Source organism: Massilia sp. METH4 (assembly GCF_037094685.1).
Lineage (GTDB): Bacteria > Pseudomonadota > Gammaproteobacteria > Burkholderiales > Burkholderiaceae_D > Rugamonas.
In genome coordinates, this window is record NZ_CP146614.1 from 6,341,270 (window position 1) to 6,361,269 (window position 20,000).

15 protein-coding genes are annotated in these 20,000 nt (G+C 67.4%); 5 read left to right on the forward strand and 10 right to left on the reverse strand.

What is annotated here, in order from left to right; all coding sequences use genetic code 11:
- Positions 1-120: 120 nt before the first annotated feature.
- Entirely contained in the window at positions 121-1,308 is a 1,188-nt protein-coding gene (locus V6Z91_RS27680) for a CocE/NonD family hydrolase (protein WP_338763925.1), read from the reverse strand.
- Between the two features lie 513 nt (positions 1,309-1,821).
- Between V6Z91_RS27680 and V6Z91_RS27685 the strand changes: the two genes are divergently transcribed.
- Together V6Z91_RS27685 and V6Z91_RS27690 are read left to right on the forward strand one after the other, a co-directional pair.
- Complete coding sequence (locus V6Z91_RS27685; protein ID WP_338763928.1) at positions 1,822-2,172, forward strand: hypothetical protein; 351 nt, start codon at positions 1,822-1,824, stop codon at positions 2,170-2,172.
- 241 nt (positions 2,173-2,413) lie between these two features.
- On the forward strand, positions 2,414-3,097 hold the full coding sequence (locus V6Z91_RS27690) for an HAD-IA family hydrolase (protein WP_338763931.1): 684 nt from the start codon (positions 2,414-2,416) through the stop codon (positions 3,095-3,097).
- Positions 3,098-3,107: 10 nt separating this feature from the next.
- Here the strand turns inward: V6Z91_RS27690 and V6Z91_RS27695 are convergent, their stop codons facing one another.
- Positions 3,108-3,965: a phytanoyl-CoA dioxygenase family protein gene (locus V6Z91_RS27695; protein ID WP_338763934.1), complete on the reverse strand. Its 858-nt coding sequence runs from the start codon at positions 3,963-3,965 to the stop codon at positions 3,108-3,110.
- A 161-nt stretch (positions 3,966-4,126) separates the two neighbouring features.
- Here V6Z91_RS27695 and V6Z91_RS27700 point away from each other — a divergent pair, with 161 nt between their 5' ends.
- The gene (locus V6Z91_RS27700; protein WP_338763936.1) at positions 4,127-5,827 is read left to right on the forward strand and encodes a histidine kinase famiy protein; all 1,701 of its coding nucleotides are present in this window, start codon (positions 4,127-4,129) and stop codon (positions 5,825-5,827) included.
- Between the two features lie 15 nt (positions 5,828-5,842).
- Here the strand turns inward: V6Z91_RS27700 and V6Z91_RS27705 are convergent, their stop codons facing one another.
- The gene (locus V6Z91_RS27705) at positions 5,843-6,262 is read right to left on the reverse strand and encodes a hypothetical protein (protein ID WP_338763939.1); all 420 of its coding nucleotides are present in this window, start codon (positions 6,260-6,262) and stop codon (positions 5,843-5,845) included.
- Positions 6,263-6,415: 153 nt separating this feature from the next.
- Here V6Z91_RS27705 and V6Z91_RS27710 point away from each other — a divergent pair, with 153 nt between their 5' ends.
- Complete coding sequence (locus V6Z91_RS27710) at positions 6,416-7,054, forward strand: phosphoribosyltransferase family protein (RefSeq protein WP_338763942.1); 639 nt, start codon at positions 6,416-6,418, stop codon at positions 7,052-7,054.
- A gap of 135 nt (positions 7,055-7,189) precedes the next feature.
- Positions 7,190-7,705, forward strand: a complete 516-nt coding sequence (locus V6Z91_RS27715) for a ferritin-like domain-containing protein (protein WP_338763944.1) — start codon at positions 7,190-7,192, stop codon at positions 7,703-7,705.
- 59 nt (positions 7,706-7,764) lie between these two features.
- Here V6Z91_RS27715 and V6Z91_RS27720 read toward each other — a convergent pair whose 3' ends face one another.
- The 7 genes from V6Z91_RS27720 to V6Z91_RS27750 form a co-directional block, all read right to left on the reverse strand.
- A complete protein-coding gene (locus V6Z91_RS27720) occupies positions 7,765-9,324 on the reverse strand; it encodes an ATP-binding protein (RefSeq protein ID WP_338763947.1) in 1,560 nt (519 codons plus the stop codon).
- 4 nt (positions 9,325-9,328) lie between these two features.
- A complete protein-coding gene (locus tag V6Z91_RS27725) occupies positions 9,329-10,132 on the reverse strand; it encodes an alpha/beta hydrolase (RefSeq protein WP_338763950.1) in 804 nt (267 codons plus the stop codon).
- 113 nt (positions 10,133-10,245) lie between these two features.
- Entirely contained in the window at positions 10,246-12,390 is a 2,145-nt protein-coding gene (locus tag V6Z91_RS27730; protein ID WP_338763952.1) for an ATP-binding protein, read from the reverse strand.
- A 142-nt stretch (positions 12,391-12,532) separates the two neighbouring features.
- Positions 12,533-13,417: a ZIP family metal transporter gene (locus tag V6Z91_RS27735; protein ID WP_338763954.1), complete on the reverse strand. Its 885-nt coding sequence runs from the start codon at positions 13,415-13,417 to the stop codon at positions 12,533-12,535.
- A gap of 1 nt (position 13,418) precedes the next feature.
- Positions 13,419-14,390 carry a manganese catalase family protein gene (locus tag V6Z91_RS27740; protein WP_338763956.1) on the reverse strand — a complete coding sequence of 324 codons (972 nt, stop codon included), beginning with the start codon at positions 14,388-14,390 and terminating at the stop codon, positions 13,419-13,421.
- A 280-nt stretch (positions 14,391-14,670) separates the two neighbouring features.
- Positions 14,671-15,717, reverse strand: a complete 1,047-nt coding sequence (locus V6Z91_RS27745; protein WP_338763957.1) for a chemotaxis protein CheB — start codon at positions 15,715-15,717, stop codon at positions 14,671-14,673.
- 70 nt (positions 15,718-15,787) lie between these two features.
- On the reverse strand, positions 15,788-19,924 hold the full coding sequence (locus tag V6Z91_RS27750; RefSeq protein ID WP_338763958.1) for a CheR family methyltransferase: 4,137 nt from the start codon (positions 19,922-19,924) through the stop codon (positions 15,788-15,790).
- Between the last annotated feature and the right edge of the window lie 76 nt (positions 19,925-20,000).

Consider the following 20,000-nt stretch of genomic DNA (forward strand, 5'->3'; position numbering starts at 1 on the left):
GCCATGGTAGCAGCATGGCGTTCACGCTCCGCGCACCGCTGGCGGCGGGGCGCCGCCGCAGCGGTGATGCCATGCATGGCATCACTCTGCCCTGGCCCATGACATGGGCTCATCGGAAGATCAGTCGGTCTGGCCCGTCATCGTGTCCTTCGGCTGCTCGGTCACCTCGCCCCAGACCACGTAGTCGTCCACCGAGTACAGCTTGCATGGCTCGCGGCTGGCGGCCTGGCAGGCGGCCAGCGCGCGTTCGTTCGGCATCTCGCCTTCCTCCGCCCAGCCCCAAGCGCCCGACGCCGACACGGCGAACGCGCGCGGCGTCTGCTTGCCCAGGAAAGCCTTGTACTGCTGGCGGCCCTTCTCCGGCAGGAAGGGCACGGCGCGCACGTCGTCGACGGCAGCATAGTTGGTGCGCGGCTGCGGTACCGGTTCGGCCACCGCGTAGACCTGCTCGGTCGGCATGCCCACCTGGCGCAGGAAACGCTCCACCTCCGGCAGCCAGACCTGCTGGCCGTCGCGGCTGCCCAGCATCGTGTGCGCGTCGTGCTTGAACGGCCCGTAGGACACCAGCTGCACCTTGCCGCCGTTGGCGGAGAAGGCGTCATACATGCGGTTCACCAGCGCCGGGCCGAAGTAGCTGTCGTTGGCGCCGTACATCCACAGCGTTTCGATGCGGTTCTTGCGGCCGAACTCGGCGAACGCGCTGACGAGCGACTGCTGCCAGTCGCAGCTGCCGCCGTGCACCTTCAGGCCGCCCGCGAAGTTCATGATGCCGCGCACGCCCGGCAAATCCTGGGTGGACAGCGCGATGCTGGCCAGGCCGCCGTACGACTGGCCGGCGATCACGATGCGGTTCGGGTCGATATAGCCTTGCTCGCGGGCGTACGCCACCACGTCGGCGATGTCGCCGGCCTGCTGGTAGCCGTTCGCCTTCATATTGCAGCCGAAGTCGGAATACGTGCCGCCCGAGTGGGCGAAGCCGGTGCGCATCGGCACCATCACGGCGTAGCCGCGGCGCACGAACTGCGTGGCCATGTAGACGAAGCGGTCGCGCGGCTGGGCGCGCGGATCGCCCGGCGACTTACCGTGATTGATGATCAACAGCGGGAACGGTCCGGGACCGCTCGGCTTGTACAGCGTAGTTTCGAGCTTGACGTTCATCCGCGGGCCGGCCGGCACCATCACGATCTGCTCGTTCAGGCGCGCATCCAGCGGCAGCGGCAGCTGCTGCGCATGTGCGGACGGGGCCAACGCGGCGCTCGCGAACACGGCGGCAACGATGAACCGGCAAAGTCTGGACAGGGCAAACACGGGATTCTCTCAGGAACAATTGGCGTTAGGCAATGTCCTGATTCTCGCGGCAAACCCCGCATATTGCAATCCAAAAAGATTAAGCTGAGCAACTTTTTAGCCCTCAAGGAGTCATTTCTGTTGCTTTCCGGAACGCCAAATTGTCGACCAGGCGCACGCCGCGCCGGCCAGCGCGAGGCCGGCCGACCACCACACACCCTCGCGGAATCCGGCGACGAACGCGTGACGGACGGCGTCATGTACCTGGGCGCGCTGCGCCGGGTCCAGCCCTGGCGGCGGGGCGATGGCGCCGAGCCGGCCAGCGAACTGCATACGGGGACCCGAGGATCGTAGCGGCCAGCACAAAACGTTGTTGCGGAGTCGCCATGCCATTCCACCAAGTCGTTGCCGGGACTGCCACGGTCGTCCACTTTTCGCCACACGGCCGCGCGGCAAAGGCGCAATGCAGTGATTGTCCCGCCTTCCTTCACGCAGTTCTCCTCTAAACTTATCCTTCTTCTTGGGGATGGGCGCGTGGCGATTTCAGCATTGGGCATCGGCTTGACGGGACTGCAAGCCAATATGAAGGCGCTGGGCGTGGAGGCGCACAACACCGCCAACATGGCAACGAGCCACTTCGCGCCGCAGGCGGCCAGCTTCAACGAGGCGCGCCCGGCCGGCACCGGCGTCACGCTGTCGATCGCGGCGCGCGACGCGGCGGCTGCCGCCGATGTGGGCGGCGCGCCGTCCGGCACCGACCCGGCCGCAGCGTTCGCCAGTTCGCTCACCAACTCCCTCGTCTACAAGGCCGGCTTCGACCTCTCTGCCAAGTTGATCCAGGCGGCCGACGAGCGGCTCGGCACCATCATCGATATCCGCGCCTAGTGTGGTGAGTCAGAAATTCGTTGATTATAAATTTGACGAAATCGTCTCAAAACAAGGCGGAAATGCCCGGTAAGGCCGGGGCCTTTCCGGGCATTTTCAACGCAGTATTGGGGCGATTCTCGTCGGATTTATTCAACGAATTTTTGACTCGCCACACTAGGGCCGCACCGCATTCGAGACGAACGGCCCGCCCGGTGCCGATATGGCATGATCGCCCGAACTTCCAACAAGCGATCCGGGCATGACCGATACCTTCACCCACTTGATTTCCGATTGCGACGGCGTGCTGATCGACAGCGAAGCCGTGGCCCTGCAAGCACTCACCGATTACCTGGCACCGCTGCATGCGGATCGCGAGGCGCTGGTCGCCCGCATCCGTCCGCGGCTGGGCCTGAAGCTGGAAGCGCTGGTGCTGGGCGTGTGCGCCGAGCTGGGCTTGCCCGAACCGACGGTGCCGGACCTGGCGGTGATGCGTTCCGTGGTGGAAGGCGAATGCGATCGCAAGGCACAGCCGGTGCCGGGCGTGCGCGAGGCGCTGGCCGCCATTCCCCTCACCAGGGCGGTGGCCAGCAACAGCCGCCATGTCCGCGTGCAGGGCCTGCTCGGCCGTACCGGCCTGGCCCCGCTGTTCGATGGCGGCCTCTACACGGCCGATATCGCCGGCCGGCCGAAACCCGACCCGGCCGTCTACCTGGCGGCCGCCGCCGGCATGGGCGTCGCGCCGGCGTGCTGCATCGTCATCGAAGACAGCGTCACGGGCGTGCATGCGGCGGTGGCCGCGGGTGCCACGGTGCTGGGCTTCGCGGGCGGCGCACACAGCCCGGCGGACCAGGCGCGGCAACTGCGCGAAGCGGGTGCCGCCGTCGTCTTCGGCGCGATGGAAGAATTGCCCGCCCTGGTGGAACGGCTGCGTTCCGGCGGTTGACCCGCCCCGCCTAGCCGCCCATCGTCGGTTCGTCCACGCCCTTCAGCAAGCCCTCGATCGCGTGCTCCTGCACGATGAATTCCAGCTGGTCGACCACGCGGCAGGTCAGGTGGCGGCGCACCTCCTCCGGCAGGCTGTCCCAGTAGGCATGCGTGACCTGCAGGTCGTGCTTGTCGGCATTGGTGCCGTCCGGCGCATCCACGCCCAGCACGAACACCGGGCGCGACTTGTCGGAGCGGTTGGCGGTGCCGCGGTGGATCGTCAGCGCCGAGCGGGCCGAGATATCGCCCATCTGCGCCAGCTTGCGCTGTGCGCGCGCCTGGTAGCGCGGCCACAGCTCCTGCGCCGGGAACATCGGGTGGCCGCCGGCCAGGTCGTCCCACTGCGTGCCGGGAGCGATCTCGAACGGCCCCATGTCTTCCGTCACATCGACGGTGGTGATATTGAAGGCCAGCGAATTGAGCCGGCGGCCCACCAGCGTCGCTTCCGGGGCCGGGAAGTCGCGGTGCCAGGGCTGCGTCTGCGCGCCCGGGCCGGGCACGTCGAAGCCCGCTTCCACGACCTTGTAGTCCGGCCCCAGGATGGCCGTACAGACGGCCACGACCCACGGGTGCGTGATGATGTCGATGAAACCGCGCAGCCGCTCGGGGTGGATCTCGACATAGTAGCGATTCGGCCCGCGCGGCAGTGCGCCGCCCGGGCGCTGTTGCGCCTCGGCGAACAGCGCGTCGATGTCCTCGCGCAGGTGCTGTACCCACTCGCGCGTGAACGCGCCCTTCAGTGCCGTGAAGCCGTCGCCGTACAGCGCGCCCATGATGGCCGCCACGTCGTAGCCGGCTGCGCGGCGCTCGTCTTGGTTGGTGTCCATGTGTCATCCTCCAGTGTGCCCATTGTAGGCAAAAGCGGCAGCGGGCGCGGCACGGCAGGCTTCGCGCGTGCCCGATATGTGCGCGCGCGAACAGCAAGGCCGCGGTGCCGCTCCTAGCATCACCGCATGGCAAACGGAAAAACGCTCGGGGAGGAGCAACCATGACGATCGGCCGGCCGAAGGACGACGACAGCGTACCCATCGAGGACCGCGGCGACGGCGTCGTGGGCGTGCTGGCCAGCGGCGAACTGGAGGGCAATGCCGTCTCGCCGCTCGGCAATCCCGGCATTCGCCACTGGCAAGCCACCTACCTCGACAGCGCCGACCTGGGCGACCGCGGCAACATCTTCTTCGCCGCCGTCGAGATGACGCGCATGCCGATGGCGATTACCGATCCGAACCAGCCGGACAACCCTATCGTCTTCGTCAACGGCGCCTTCCTCGACCTTACCCTGTACGAGGAAGCGCGGGTGGTGGGTCGCAACTGCCGCTTCCTGCAGGGGCCGGATACGGACCCGCGCACGCTGGCCGAAGTGCGCGAGGCGCTCGCCGGGGAGCGCGCGGTAGCCGTCGACATCCTGAACTACAAGGCCGACGGCACGGCGTTCTGGAATGCCCTGTTCATCGGCCCGATCTTCGACAAGGATGGCAAGCTGCTGTATTACTTCTCTTCGCAGATGGATATCACGCAGCGCCGCATCCACGAGCAATCCTACCTGCAGGCGCAGAAGATGGAAGCGATCGGCCAGCTGACGGCCGGCCTGGCGCACGACTTCAACAACCTGCTGCAGGTGGTGAACGGCAACCTGGAACTCGCCCAGCGCCTGCTGGACAACAAGCCGCAGGCACTGCAAGCGATCAGCCGGGCCCAGCGCGCGGCCATGAAGGGTGGCACGCTCACCCAGCAACTGCTGACCTTCGCCCGCAAGCAGCGGCTGGAGCCGCGCCGCATCAACCTCAACGCGCTGGTGCTGGAGTTTTCCGAGATGCTGGTGCGCACGCTGGGCCAGGAGGTGCAGTTGCACCTGGACCTGCGCCCCGGCCTGCCCGCCTGCGTGCTCGACCCCACGCACCTGGAAATGGCGCTGCTCAATGTGCTGATCAATGCGCGCGACGCGCTCGGCGGCAGCGGCGAAGTCACCGTGGGCACGTCGGTCTTGACCGACGTGCGCAGGCTGGCCGTGCACCACCTGCCGCCCGGGCAATACGTGGTGATCTGCGTGGTCGACCGCGGCGCGGGCATGACGCCGGACGTGCTGCGCCGCGCGACCGAGCCGTTCTTCACCACGAAGGGGCCGGGTACCGGCCTGGGCCTGGCAATGGTGCACGGCTTCGTGCAGCAGTCGCACGGGCGGCTCGATATCGAAAGCGCGCCCGGCGTGGGCACCACGGTGCGGATGATCTTCCCGGTCGCCGACCAGGCCGCCACCAACCACGCGGCGCCCGTGGAACGCCGCGGCAAACCCAGAACCGGCAAGGCGACGATCCTGCTGGTGGAGGACAACGAGGACGTGCGGGTGCTCGCGCAGGCGATGCTGGAGGCGCACGGCTACGGCATCGTGCCCGCCGCCAGCGGCGAGGAAGCCCTGCGCGTGCTGGACGAGCACGCGGACATCGGCCTGCTGTTCTCGGACGTGATCATGCCGGGCGGGATGACAGGCTTGCAGCTGGCCGAGGAAGCGAGCCGGCGGCGCCCCGGCCTGCCGATCCTGCTGGCGACCGGTTACATGGAACAGTTGCCGGATGCCAGGCAGCCGGCCTTCCCCATCCTGCCGAAACCCTACAAGGAACACGAACTGCTGGAGCGCATTGCCGATGCGCTGGGCGGCGAGGGCAGGCACCCGCATCCGGCCAGTGTATAAGGCGGCGCAACGCGCTCAGGGAACGAGGGTCGGCCGGATACCCAGCGTGTCGGTATCGACGACCCACATCGGCCGCGCGCCCGTGGCCGTGCGCGGCGTGCGCAGCACGTAGTCGAAACAGCGGTGCCGGTCGAGCAGGCCGATCGACGGCGGCAGCATGGCCAGCACGCGCATGCGCGCGCAGCCGGGAATGGTTCGCAGTGCGCGGGCCAGCTGGAAGCCGTCGAGATAACGCAGGTCCAGGCCCAGCACGGCCGCGGTCGGGAAAAACGCGCGCGCCTTGTCGAGCGCGGCCACGCCGTCGAAGGCGATTCGCACGGAAAACCCCGCGCTGCCGAAGGTGCGGGCCAGTGCCTCGGCCAACCCATGGTCGCCGCAGGCCACCAGTACCCGGTCGCCCGGACGGAACGGTGTAATGAGCATTGCAGTCGTCATGTCTTCCCCCTTACGCAAGCGATTCTGGCATGGACCGCGACGGGCGCTGTAGGCACACGCCTCGTGGGAACGTCGGAGCCGGACCTAATTCGCGCGCGGCTCGCGCAAATCGCGCTATGCTGTCCTGAACAGACCCCATCCGGAGGTGGTGCAATGGACGAAGCGGTCAAACTCCCCTTCCGCGATCGCGCCCAGGCAGCTGAATGGCTGGGCGAGCACCTGCTGCGCTGGCGCGGCAGCAAGCCCCTGGTACTGGCGATCCCCCGTGGCGCCGTGCCGATGGGCCGCATCATCGCCGACCGCCTCGAAGGCGAGCTCGACGTTGTTATGGTACGCAAAATTCCTTCCGCGATCGACCCCGAACTGGCCGTCGGCGCCGTCGACGAACACGGCACCGTCGAGCTGGCACCCTACTTCCATCGCACCCGCACCGGCATGGCGTGGGTCGAGGCGCAGGCGCGCGAACAGGTGGCCCTGATGAAGCGCCGCCGTGCCGCCTACGGCCCCTCCGCCGACGTGCGCGACCGCGTGGTGCTCGTGGTCGACGACGGCCTGGCCACGGGCTCGACGATGGCGGCGGCCCTGCGCGTGCTCAGGAGCCGCCACCCGCGCAGGCTCGTCGCCTGCGTGCCGGTTGCATCGGGCGAGGCGGTGCAGCTGATCGAGCCGCTATGCGACGAGGTCGAAGTGCTGGCCACGCCGTTCAACTTCGTGTCCGTCAGCCGGCACTACGAAGTCTTCCCTCAGATCGAGGAAGCGGAGGTGATCCGCCTGCTCGACCGCGTAGCCTGATTCGTCCTACAGGCGCCCGCGCGCCTTTCCTATATCGTCCCCGATCGTGCGCGGCCATCATGCGCATTGGCCGGCGCGCCGGCCCGCAGTTCGACTCCGCAGTCCAACCCTTTCGATGAACCACGGGAGAACGACATGGCAACCAAGGAACCACGCGAACACCTGCTCGACTGGCTGCGCGACGCGCATGCCATGGAACAGCAGGCCGAAACGATGCTCAAGGCGCAGGCCGAGCGGCTCGAACACTACGGCACGCTGAAGGCGCGCGTGCTGCAGCACCTGGAAGAAACGGAGTGGCAGAAGGCGCAACTGGAAGCCTGCATCACGCGGCTGGGCGGCAGCCCGTCCGTCTTGAAGGACCTGTCGATGAAGATGATGGCGTTCGGCCAGGCGGCCATGGGCATGGCGGTCGAGGACGAGGTGGTGAAGAATTCGATGCAGAGCTATATCTTCGAGAACATGGAAATCGCCAGCTACACGATCCTGATCGCCGCCGCCGAGCAGGCCGGCGATACGCAGACGCGCGACGTGTGCCGGCAGATCCTGGCGCAGGAAGTGGCGATGGCCAAGTGGGTGCTCGACCACCTGCCGGGTACCACGAATGCGTTCCTGACGCGGTCGGCCATGCCGGGGCTGGAAGCGAAAGTGTGACGACAGGGCGCGGCGCCGCCCGCCGCCGTGCGCGCCGCAGCGGGGCCGGCGCCGCCCGATCACGGCCGCGCCGGCAGCAGCTGGCGCAGCACACCGATATCGAGCGGCTTGGTCAGGTGATGATCGAACCCGGCGGCCACCGCCTGTTCGCGGTCCTTCTGCTGCCCCCAACCGGTCACCGCAACCAGGGTGATCCCGGCCCCGCCCGGCATGGCACGCACCTGCCGGGCCAGTTCGTAGCCGTTGATGTCCGGCAACCCGATGTCGAGCAGCGCCACGTCCGGCGCGAACTCGCGAACCGCCGCCAGTGCGTCGGCAGCCGTATGGACGGTACGGGTGACGCAGCCGAACATTTCCAGTGCCATCGTCAGCATGTCCGCCGCATCCTCGTTGTCGTCCACCACGAGGACGCGCGACACCGCTGGCACGGGTTCGACGGTCTCGCTTGCGGGACAGGCTGCGCTGGCCGCCAACGGCAGCCGGACCGTGAATTCGCTGCCCCGGCCTGGCCCCTCGCTCGCGGCGGCCACCGTGCCGCCATGCAGCTCGACGATCCCGCGCACCAGCGCAAGGCCGATGCCGAGACCGCCCCGCGACCGTTCCAGTGCCGGTTCCAGCTGGGAAAACATGTCGAACACGGTGGGCAGGGCCTCCGCCTGGATGCCGATGCCATTGTCGCGCACGCGGATTTCCGCTTCGCCCGGCGTGCACGCCAGGTGCAGTTCGATTTCGCCTCCCTCGGGCGTGTACTTCGCCGCGTTGGTCAGCAGGTTGAGCACCACCTGCGCCAGGCGGGTAGCGTCGCCGTCGACGAGCACGGGCGGCTCCGCGGTCGACACGTGCAGGGTGTGCCGCGCGGCCTGCATCAACGGCGCCAGGTCGTGCGCCGCGCCGTGCACCAGCGCCGCGAGTTCGACCGGCGCGCGGCTCAGCTGCATGCGCCCCTGCGTGATGCGCGATACCTCCATCAGGTCGTCGACCAGCCGCGTCAGGTGTCGCAGCTGCCGGTCGAATGCCTCCAGCAGGCGCGGGTCCGCGGCCGGGCCGAGCCTGAACTTGAGCACGTCGAGCGCGCTGCGCATCGGCGCCAGCGGGTTGCGCAACTCGTGCGACAGCGTGGCCAGGAACTCGTCCTTGCGCCGGTCCGCCAGCGACAGCTGCTCGTTCGCCGCCTGCAGGCGCGCCTCGGCCTCGCGGCGCGCTTCCAGTGCCGCCTCGGCGGCCCTGCGGGCGGCGAGCAGTTCGCGCTCGTAGGCATGGCGGTCCGCCATCTTGAACAGGGCCCAGTGGTCGACCACCGCCGCGCCTTCGCGATCGCGTCTGATATTGATGAGCACGGGCAGGCGTTCCTTGTGGCGGTTGACGAGCCCGACCTGGATTTCCGCCACCGATCCCTGCACCTCGAGGATCGGCTGGCAATGCGTGTGGTAGAACAGCCGGGCGCCGACCGGCAGCAGGTCGCGCATGCGCACCTTGCCGGCCAGCTCATCTTCGCGGTAGCCGAGCCAGGCGCGGGCGGTGCCATTGGCGCGCAGGATGAAGCCATCCGCACCGGTGACAATCAGCGCGCAGGCGGCCTGTTCGAACAGCGACTCGGCCCCGGAGAGCTGCTGGTCCACGGGATCAGCGCAAGGTCTGCGCGAGGAACGCCTCGATGGCGCGCGAGCTTGCAGCCGGCGCGCTCATGTGCGGGCAATGGCCGACGTTGTCGATCACGTGCAGCGTACTGGCGGGCAGGTGGCGGTGCAGGTAATGCCCCACTTCCATCGGCGCCACCAGGTCGTCGCTGCATTGCAGGATCAGCGCGGGCACGTTCGAGCAGGGCACGTCGGCCCGGTGGTCGGAGAGGAAAGTGACCCGCGCGAAGTGCCTGGCGATCTCCGGATCGTTGCGGCAGAAGCTGCTGGTCAGTTCCTCGGCCAGTTCCGGCTGCGTGGGCGCGCCCATGATGGCCGGCGCCATATTGCTCGACCAGCCCAGGTAGTTCGCATCCATGGTGTCCAGCAGCTCGTCGATGTCTTCCCGGCTGAAGCCTCCGACATAGTCGCCGTCGTTGATGTAGCACGGCGAGGGCCCCACCATCACCTGCGCGACGAACCGTTCCGGCGCCTTGATCGTCGCCAGCAGGCCGATCATCGTGCTGACGGAATGGCCGACGAAGACGACCGGGCCGGTACCGAACTCCTCGATGATTTCCAACAGGTCGTCGGCATGGCCGTGGAGAGTACCGTACCTGGCGCGGTCGTAGGCGGACAGGTCGGACTTGCCGCTGCCGACGAGGTCATACGAAATCGTGCGAAAACGCTCGCCGAACGCGGGGGCCATGAAGCGCCACATGGTCTGGTCGCAGCCGAACCCGTGCGCGAACACCATGGTCGCGGCGCCGCTACCGGCCACCGTGACATTGTTGCGGTCTCTGACGGACATGATGGTTCCCGTATTGAAAGATCTTGTATGGAAAGGAAGGCAACCGCGGATTATACGTGAACGCGAGGCCCGGAGGCCTGCACGGTTCACGGTCGTACCGGTCCCGGGCGCGGTCATCCTTCGCGCCAGGCACGCAACGTGGAGAGCACCGCCAGCAGTTCGGCGGGCTCGACCGGCTTCGCCACATGCATCTGGAAACCGCTCGTCAAGGCGCGCATGCGATCGTGCACGCGCGCATAGGCGGTCAGCGCCACCGCCGGGATGGCCGGCCGGCCCCGTTCCTTCTCGCGTCGGCGCACTTCGGAGATGAAGGCGTAACCATCCATGCCCGGCATGCCGATATCGCTGACGATCATGTCGGGCCGCATCCCTTCCCACAACAACAGGGCCGCTTCCGCGCTGCCGGCCGTTTCGACGACAGCATGGGCGCTGGCAAGCACGGCGGCCAGCATGTTGCGGGCATCGTTGTCGTCCTCGACCAGCAGCACGAGCGCTCCGGCCAGGTTGAACGTCTCCGGGTCCATGGCCCGGTAGGTCTGCTCGGCATGGCCGGCGACCTGCGGCATGGCGATATGCGCCTGCAGGCTGGCCAGCGGGGCCACCGGCAGCACGACCGTGAACGAAGCACCCCGGCCCAGGCCGTCGCTGTGCGCGCTGACGGTGCCGCCGTGCAGTTCGACCAGTTTCCGCACGATCGCGAGTCCCAGGCCGAGACCGCCATGCTTGCGGCTGGACGACGCATCGACCTGGGTGAAGGTATCGAAGATGCGCGGCAGGTAATCCGGCGGAATACCGGCGCCGTTGTCGGCCACCGCGATATGGATGCTGGAATGATGCCGTTGCAGGGACACGTGCACGCGCCCTTCCCTGGGCGTGAACTTGATGGCGTTCGATACCAGGTTCCAGACGATCTGCTGGAGACGTTCCGGGTCGCCCGAAATGGGGCCGGCCAGCGGATCGACGACCATCTGGATGTTGATGGACTTCGCCATCGCGGCGGGCCGCACCGCTTCAACGGCAGCCTCGACGGCTGGCTGTGGAGAAAACAACTGGACGTTCAGCCGCAGCTTGCCGCTGACGATGCGCGAGATATCCAGCAAGTCCTCGACGATCTGCGCCTGGGCCCGCGCATTGCGCTCGATGGTTTCGATGGCGCGCCGGGTCATCGAGGCATCGAGCTTGCCGGAGGTAAGCATGTGCGCCCAGCCCAGTATCGATGTCAGCGGCGTGCGCAATTCGTGCGACACGGTGGCCAGGAACTGGTCCTTGGCTTCGTTCGCACGCGCAGCTTCCTCGTAGAGCCGGTGCTTCTCCGCCGCTTCCTGCTCGGCCCGGCGCCTGGCAAACAGCGCTTCCTGGTACAGCGAGGCCTTGTTCAGGCCGACCGCTGCCTGGGCCGCAAGCGTCTCGACGAGCCTTTCGTGCTCTTCCCGGAACACGCCCGGCTCGGCGTGGCCGAAGAACAGTCCGCCGATCACCTCGCCATCGCCCAGCTTCACCGGCACGGCCAGGTAGGAGCGGACCGGAAGGTGCCCTTCCGGCATGCCGTGGTATGGCGCCATCTTGCCGTAGCGTGGATCGAGGCGGATATCGTCGCTGCGAATCGTGCCTTCGCCGCGGAACGTGGAACCGAACAGGTGGGTGTTGCGGGGCAGCGGGAACCTGGCGAAATGCTCCCTCGGCACGCCTGAAATCGTGTACAGCGTGTACGACTCGCCTGCCTCGTTGCGCACGTTGTAGAAGAACGCACCGAATTGCGCGCCGGTGAGCGCGGTCGCCGTATCCGTCACCGCCTGGACGATCTTTTCATGGTCGAGTTCCTGCAAGATGAGCAGCCCGATGCGGTGCAGCGCTTCCCTCTCCCGCTCCTGGGCAATCGCCACGCGCGCATCCTGTACCTCGATGACGGTACCGACGACCCGCCCGTTCCGGTGGATCGGGCTCGCCGTAAACGTCACGGGATACAACGTGCCATTCTTGTGGACGAAGACTTCCTCGCCGCGTTCCTGCATGTTGGCGGGCGCCGCCCGGTCGATCGGGCACTCGGCAAGCGGATACGGACTGCCGTCGGGCCGCGTATGGTGGACGAAATCATGCAGGGGCGCACCTTGCACCTCGGCAAGCGTATAACCTGTCAATGCCACCGCTGCCGGATTCATATATACGCATTGTTGACGGTGGTCCATGACGAACATGGCTACCGTTGCGTTGTTGCACAAGTCGTGCAGATCCAGCAGGCCTTCCGAGGTCAAGCTCATCGATCTAAGTCCAGTCGGGAAAATCGATTATCTTAATGCCAATCCTGTCGAGGTGTCGCGCGCGGCATGCGAAAACCCCTGGGCCCGCGAAGGATCCAGGGGTTGACGAGAGAAGCGGTGTTGTCAGGCAGGGTGCCCGAGGCTACGCGAGCGCCGTATCGAGCACCATCATCAGGATGAACCCGGCCACCACGGAGCACGACGCGCTCCTGCCATGGCCGTTGCGGTGCGCCTCGGGAATCACGTCGTGGGCGATCACGAACAGCATCGCGCCGGCAGCCAGGGCCAGGCCCCAGGGCAGCATCCACCGCGCGTATTCGATCAGCACGGCGCCGCCCACGGCGGCCACCGGCTCGATCAGGCCTGACGCCACGCCCAGGGCGCAGGAGAACAGCCGGCCGTAGCCGACCGTGCGCAGCGCCAGCGCCACGACCAGGCCTTCCGGCACATCCTGGATGGAAATGCCGGTGGCCAGGCTGTGCGCCTTGGTGATGTCGACGCCGGCATAGGCGACACCGATCGCCAGCCCTTCGGGCAGGTTGTGGATGGCCACGGCGGCCACGAACAGCCAGGCACGCTTGAGCGAATCGCTGCGCGCCGTGTCCACGCCTTCGAGGAGATTCTGGTGGCGTACCAGCCGGTCCAGCAGCAGCACCAGGCCCATGCCCAGCAGGATGCCGCCGCCGGCGATCGCGCTGGCTTCGAACGAGCCGGCGCCCTGGCCGCGCGCCGCGGCGATGGACGGAATCACGAGCGAGAACGCGGTGGCGGCCAGCATCACGCCGGCGCCGAAGCCGAGGAAACCATCGTAGGTGCGTTGCGAGAAATTCTGCGACAGCAGCACCGGCAAGGTGCCGAGTGCCGTCGCCAGGGCGGCGGTGGCGCCGCCCAGCAGTGCGCCATGCACGCTGGCGTCGAACGCCCGCACGCCGCTGACGATTTCATGCAACAGCGCCAGCGCTCCGCCAAGGCAGATCGCGGCGCCGAGCGCATAGCGCCAGACAGGGAGGACGCGCGCCAGCGGCATGTCAGTGCCTGGTCTGGCCAGGGGTTGCGTGCGGCACGGAACCGTCCGGCGTCGGCGGAATCTTGCCGCCGGCGGCCGAAGCGGAATCGATCGCACCGGGATCGGCCGTCATGCCCAGTTCGGCGCCGGTCAGCGGATCGGCGCTCGGGTCGGACATCGTGCGGCGCGCCATCTGGTTCAGCAGCTCGGCATCCTCGGTCGACAGGGTAACGCTCGATTCGCCGCCGCCGCCATCCACGCCCACCTGCTGGTCGCGGTCGGAGACGACCTGCCACTTCTCTCCGCTGTTCCACGGACCATTCAGTTCAGGACCGCCCTGCGACATGTTGTAGTACACGCTGGCGAATTCCGGACGGCCGGCCGTTTTCCCTGGAGGGAAGTTCGGCTGGATCGAATACAGCGCCTTCTCGAACGACTTCTGGTGGGCGATCTCGCGCGTCATCAGGAAGCCCAGCGCTTCGCGCACGCCCGGGTCGGGCGTCAGCGCGATCAGGCGCTCGTAGACGATCTTGGCACGCGCCTCGGCGGCGATGTTCGAGCGCAGGTCGGCGGTCGGTTCCGAGATCGAGTCGATGTAGGCGGCCGTCCACGGCACGCCGGCCGAGTTGGTCAGCGGCGCTCCTGCGCCATACAGCACCTGCGTGATGTGGCTGTCGTTGCCCGCGCCGGTGATGCGGCGATACATTTCGCCTTCCTCGTCGACGGCCTCGGCCAGGCGGCCCTTGGCGCCCTTGTTCAGCATGCACACGATGTTACCGATCACTTCGAGGTGGCTGAGTTCCTCGGTGGCGATATCGAACAGCATGTCCTTGCGGCCTGGATCGTCCTCGGCAACGGCCTGGGTGAAGTAGCGCATCGCCGCGGCGAGCTCGCCCTGCGGGCCGCCGAATTGTTCCAGCATCAGGTTCGCCAGGCCAGGATTCGGTTCGCTGACCCGTACGGTGTATTGCAAACGCTTGTTATGTGCAAACATTACTCCCTCCTAATCGGTTCATGGATGCCGACCACGAGACGGCCGTGGCCGTGTGAAATCGACATGCACATCATGAACGTTTAGAAAAAGTGCAAGTATAGGAAAGCAACGGCAGCCCTTGTAGGACTAGACCCGACAGATTTGCAACATTTTGCCGATCGCGGCCGCGGCCTCCCTGCCATGCCTTCGTAACCACTCTTGCAGCGTCGTTCGTGTAATTTTTGCTCGCTACTGGCTGGCTGGGATATGGCTCATGTGTTCGTTCCACCAAGAACGCGCTTCAGGCGGATTGCTCGGTGCGGTCCTGCGCCGTCAACAGCCGCCGCAGCACCTCGCCGTCGCGCTGGGCCGCGGCGGCTCCCTCCAGGTATTCCGCCGCCGTCGGCGCATAGCCCATGGCAATCGCGCTGTCGGCCATCTGCCGCAACAGCTTCTCCTTTTCCTGCAGGGCGCGCACGGCCGACCACAGCGATTCCTCGACGGCTTCGCCCTGCTGCGCGTTCAGGTGGCGCTCGGTGAACGCGTGGCCCGTGTGGCAACGGAAGCGTTTCGGCGCCGCGCCGTGCAATTCCCACAGCGTACCATGACATTCGGGACAGGTGAACGTCGACGGCGTTCCCATGCGTGACAGTTGCTCCATGCCGCCATCCTCTATGACAAAGCGGTTTTCCAGCCTTACCCATTCCGGCACATCGCGCGGCACCTTGCGCGCGGCGGCCAGGCTTTCCTCCACCATCTGCTCCAGCGCCGGCCCCATGTCGGCCAGCCGGAGCACGCGGTCGATCTCGACGTTGCGGATGGCGCTCTCCGGCATGTCGGCCGCCAGGGCCTCGTCGGGCGTCTGCACGATCGCCCTGCCGCCGCATGCCTTGATTGCCTGCAGGCCGGCCGTGCCGTCGTCCAGCATGCCCGTCAGGATCACGCCGATCGCGCGCGGGCCGAACGCGGCCGCGGCGGAGCGGAACAACGGATCGATGGCCGGGCGCGCGTGGTTCTCGCGGGCCCCGCGCGACAGCGTCACGCGGCAGTGATAATCGGGAGAGGCCCGATCGCGCGTCACCATCAGGTGCTGGTCGGGCGGCGCGACCAGGATGCGGCCCGGCTCGATCACGTCGCCGTCGCGCGCGTGGCGCACCGGCAGCCGCGTGGCGCCGGCCAGCAGCGAAGGCAGGATGCTCTCGTAGTGCCCGATGTGCATCGTCACCAGCACGGCGGCCGGGAAATGCGACGGCAGGCCGGCAACGAAGCCACGCAGGGCTTCGACGCCCCCGGTCGAGGTGCCGACGACGACCGCGTCGTCCGCGGCGAAGATGGGGGACTGGTTCATGGCACAAGCCTGCCTGCGGGTGGGCGGCCGGTCGGTGCGCCAGGACACACTGGCGCCGTCCCGCCGTCCTTTACGCGCGCGGCAGCAGGCGGTCGACGCGCTCGCTGAGCAGCTCCAGCGTCACCGGCTTCGTCATGAAGTCGGAAAAGCCGGCCTCGCGCGCCCGTTGCACATCCTGCTCGCGGGCCAGGCCCGAGAGCGCGATGGCCGGCAGGCCCTGCAACGCCGGGATGGCGCGCACGGCGCGGATGAATTCGAAGCCATCCATGTCCGGCATCGACAGGTCGGAAATCACCAGGTCCACGACGTGTTCGCCCAACAGCTCCAGCGCGCACCGGCCGCTGGTAGCGACCAGCACGTCGGCGCCTTCCAGTTCCAGCAGCGCCTGGAAGGTCTCGGCGGTTTCCTCGGTATCGTCCAGGATCAGCACCTTGCGCCCCGCCAGCACGGCCTTCCCGGCGTCGCCCCCGGGCGCCTCGTCGGGATGCCATTCCGTCGCCAGCGGCAGCCGGACGGTGAAGCGGCTGCCCTTGCCTGCGCCTTCCGACGCCGCTTCGACGCTGCCGCCATGGAGTTCGACCAGCTGGCGGACTAGCGCCAGGCCGATGCCCAGGCCGGCCTTGCTGCGAATGGCCTGGGCGCCGGTCTGGCGGTACATGCGGAACACGTCCGCCAGCTGGTCCGGCTCGATGCCGGTGCCCGTGTCCTCCACGTCGATGCGCGCCAAGCCATCGTCGCGCGACAGCCTGAGCGTCACCGTGCCGCCGGCAGGCGTGAACTTCACGGCATTGCTGAGCAGGTTGAGCAACACCTGCTCGATGCGCACCGGGTCGACCGAGGCCACCAGCGGCTCGTCCGCCAGCAGCAGGCGCAGCGTGAGGCCTTCCACCACGGGGTCGGCGCGCATCACCTCGACCAGGCGCACGGCGATATCGCCCAGGTCCACGTCGCGGCAGGACAGCGCCAGCTTGCCCGTGGCCACGCGCGACATGTCCATCAGGTCTTCGATGATCTTGGCCTGGCTGGCCACGGAATTGCGGATGATCGAGGCGGCGCGCAGCGCCGGCGGCGATTGGCGCACGGCCGGCAGGCGCGACATCAGTTCCACGTTGATGTAGATGAGGTTCAGCGGGTGGCGCAGCTCGTGCGACATCACGGCCAGGAATTCGTCCTTCATCGCGCTGTCGCTCTCGGCCGCCGTGCGGCCGGCCTGCTCGGACGTCAGCGCCGCCTCACGCTGGCTCTCCTGCTGGGCGCGCGACGTCTGGTCGCGGGCGATCTTCGCGAAGCCCTGGAAATGGCCGTGGTGCAGCGGCGTCGTCACGCCGGCGCAGTAGAAGCGCGAGCCATCCTTGCGCACGTGCCAGCGCTCGTCCTCGGCGCGGCCATCGTCCGTCGCGCGGCGGCGCTCGTCCTCGGGCGCGCCGGCGGCCAGGTCTTCCGGCGTGAAGATCATGTCCAGGCTGTGGCCCATGGCTTCCGCCTCGGTCCAGCCGAAATTGCGCTCGGCACCCTTGTTCCAGCCCGTCACGTGCCCCGTACTGTCCATCGTGATGATCGCGTAGTCGTCGGTACTTTCCGCCACCAGGCGCATCCACACTTCGCCGGCACGCACCTTTTCTTCCGCCTCGCGGCGGCCGGTGATGTCGAAGAACGTCATCACGGCGCCTTCGATCTTGTCCTCGGTGGTGCGGTAGGGCAGCAGCCTCACGATGTAGTAGCGCCCTTCGTTGCTGCGCACCTCGCGCTCGACCAGGCGCAGCGTCTCGAAGGTGGACGACACGTCGTTGGGCAACTGGTCGTAGTCGAGGCGGTGCGTGATGTCGAGCAGCGAGCGGCCGATATCGGTGGGAATGATGGAAAAGATGTCCGCCGCGCGCGGCGTGAACCGCTTGATGCGCATGGCCCGGTCGACGAAGATCGTGGCGATGTCGGTCGAGGCGATCAGGTTGTTCAGGTCGTCGTTCGCCTTGCCCGTTTCCTCGACCTTCACCTTCAGCTCGTAGTTGACGGTGATGAGCTCCTCGTTGACCGATTGCAGCTCTTCCTTCGAGGTCTCCAGTTCCTCGCTGGCCGAGCGCAATTCCTCGTTGATGGCCTGCAATTCCTCGTTCGACGCGCGCAGTTCCTCGTTCGAGATTTCCGCATGCTCGATGGTTTCCCGCAGCTTTTCCTTGCTGCGTTGCAGTTCGGCCTCGAGCTGGTTCAGCACCAGGTCCTGGTGGTGCGTGACCAGCTCGGGCGGCTCGCCGCCCTGCGATTGCGCCGCCTCGTCGAACAGCACCAGCAGGAAATCCATGTTGGCGACTTCGTCGTTGAACGGGCGCACCACGATATTGACGAAGTACGCGTTGTCGTCGCGCTTGACGAGCACGCGCTGGGCTTCCACGCTGCTGCCGGTCTGCTGCGCCTGGTACAGCGCGGTGCGCAATTCCAGCCGCAGCTCCGGCAGCACCAGCGCCAGCGCACTGCGCGAGGGCTCGCCGCCGACATGGCGCAGGAAGCGTCCGGCCGAGTCGGACATGTGCACGATATTCGATTCGCGGTCCACGATCAGGCTGGGCGGCGCGAACTTCGACAGCGCGCGCTGGTGCACCTCGGCATACGAGAACTGGCGGCGCACATTGCCGCCCACCTGCACCAGCTCCTGCGCGCGGCTGACGGGCGCCGTCGACAGGGCCGGCACGTAACGCGCCGCGCGCGACAGGGACCGGGCGCGGTAGATGCGGTTCTTCTTGTCGAACGGCACGAAGAACTCGGTCGCCGCGTCCGCCGACTCGGAAGAACCGAGGAACAGGAAGCCGTTGGGCTTGAGCGCCGAATGGAACATCTCCATCACGCGCAGCTGCACGTCGCGGTTCAGGTAGATCAGCAGGTTGCGGCACGAGATCATGTCCAGCTTCGAGAACGGCGGATCGCGCAGCAGGTTGTGCGAGGCGAACAGGATGCGGTCGCGGATCGTCTTGCGGATGCGGAAGCGGTCGTCCTCCTTCGTGAAGAACTGGCGCAGCCGCGTGGGCGGCACGTCCATCACGATCGAGGCCGGGTAGACGCCGGCGCGCGCCACGCCGATCGCATGGTCGTCGATGTCCGAGGCGAACACCTGGATCTCCGGCGGGCGGTCCATTCGCGCGGCCTGGTCGGCCAGCAGCATCGTCACCGAGTACGCTTCCTGCCCCGTGGCGCAGGCGGCCACCCACACGCGCACCTGTTCGCCGCGCAGCTTGTCGCGGAACAGTTCCGGCATCACTTCCCGCTCGAGCGCCTCGAACGCCTCGCGGTCGCGGAAGAAATTGGTCACGCCGATCAGCATGTCGCCCAGCAGCGACTTGAACTCCGCCGGCTCGCGCTCGAGCAGCTGCGCATATTCGGGCAGCGAGGTCACGCCCTTCACCTGCAGGCGGCGTTCCATGCGGCGCAGCACTGTGGCGCGCTTGTAGTGGCGGAAGTCGTGGCCGGTGTGGGCGCACAGCATGGCGATCACGGTCTGCAGCGCTTCCTCGTCGTCGACCTTTTCCTCTTCCTCCGGCGCCGGGCCGATCGCGCCGTCGCCATCGCCGGTGGGCGGCAGCTGGATGTGGCGCGCGGTTTCCCACAACCCCAGCAGCTTGGCCGGCATCTCGGCAACCGGCAGCACGAAGTCGACCATGCCGGTATTGATCGCGGCCTTCGGCATGCCGTCATGCTCGGCGTCGATCGGGTCCTGGGCCAGCGTGATGCCGCCCTGCTCCTTGACCCGCTCGATGCCCACGGCGCCATCGGTGCCCGTGCCGGAGAGCACGACGGCAAACGCCCGCTCGCGGCGCGCCTCGGCCAGCGTGCGGAAGAACACGTCGATCGCCACGTGCTGGCCGGGCGTGCGCTTGAGCTCCGAGACGCCGAGGCTGCCATCGTCCATCGACAGTTGCTGGTTCGGCGCGATCACGTACACATGCTCGGGCCGGATCTGCACCCGCTCGGTCACCTGCACCACGGGCATGTGCGTCACGCGCTGCAAGACGCTGTCGGCCGAGCTCTGGTGCTTGGGCGACAGGTGCAGGATCACCACGAAGGCCATGCCATTTCCTTGCGGCATCAACTCGAGGAAGCGCAGCAGCGCCTGCAGGCCGCCGGCCGATGCGCCGATACCGACCACGGGGAACCGGAGGTGGGTAGCGCTGACGACCGGATCGGTGTCTTCGGGTTCCGGCAATGTGGAGTGCGGCATGTGTGCTGTTCGTTGTAGGAAAGGCACTGAAGTCTACTCCAATCATCCGGCGGCGTTAAGCGCGACGGCGCACGGC

What these genes read in the sequence shown, in the direction of transcription:
- V6Z91_RS27690 (WP_338763931.1), top strand. Translation starts at nt 2,414, where the DNA reads ATGACCGATACCTTCACCCACTTGATTTCCGATTGCGACGGCGTGCTG.
- V6Z91_RS27695 (WP_338763934.1), bottom strand. Translation starts at nt 3,965, where the DNA reads ATGGACACCAACCAAGACGAGCGCCGCGCAGCCGGCTACGACGTGGCG.
- V6Z91_RS27700 (WP_338763936.1), top strand. Translation starts at nt 4,127, where the DNA reads ATGACGATCGGCCGGCCGAAGGACGACGACAGCGTACCCATCGAGGAC.
- V6Z91_RS27705 (WP_338763939.1), bottom strand. Translation starts at nt 6,262, where the DNA reads ATGACGACTGCAATGCTCATTACACCGTTCCGTCCGGGCGACCGGGTA.
- V6Z91_RS27710 (WP_338763942.1), top strand. Translation starts at nt 6,416, where the DNA reads ATGGACGAAGCGGTCAAACTCCCCTTCCGCGATCGCGCCCAGGCAGCT.
- V6Z91_RS27715 (WP_338763944.1), top strand. Translation starts at nt 7,190, where the DNA reads ATGGCAACCAAGGAACCACGCGAACACCTGCTCGACTGGCTGCGCGAC.
- V6Z91_RS27725 (WP_338763950.1), bottom strand. Translation starts at nt 10,132, where the DNA reads ATGTCCGTCAGAGACCGCAACAATGTCACGGTGGCCGGTAGCGGCGCC.
- V6Z91_RS27730 (WP_338763952.1), bottom strand. Translation starts at nt 12,390, where the DNA reads ATGAGCTTGACCTCGGAAGGCCTGCTGGATCTGCACGACTTGTGCAAC.
- V6Z91_RS27735 (WP_338763954.1), bottom strand. Translation starts at nt 13,417, where the DNA reads ATGCCGCTGGCGCGCGTCCTCCCTGTCTGGCGCTATGCGCTCGGCGCC.
- V6Z91_RS27740 (WP_338763956.1), bottom strand. Translation starts at nt 14,390, where the DNA reads ATGTTTGCACATAACAAGCGTTTGCAATACACCGTACGGGTCAGCGAA.
- V6Z91_RS27745 (WP_338763957.1), bottom strand. Translation starts at nt 15,717, where the DNA reads ATGAACCAGTCCCCCATCTTCGCCGCGGACGACGCGGTCGTCGTCGGC.
- V6Z91_RS27750 (WP_338763958.1), bottom strand. Translation starts at nt 19,924, where the DNA reads ATGCCGCACTCCACATTGCCGGAACCCGAAGACACCGATCCGGTCGTC.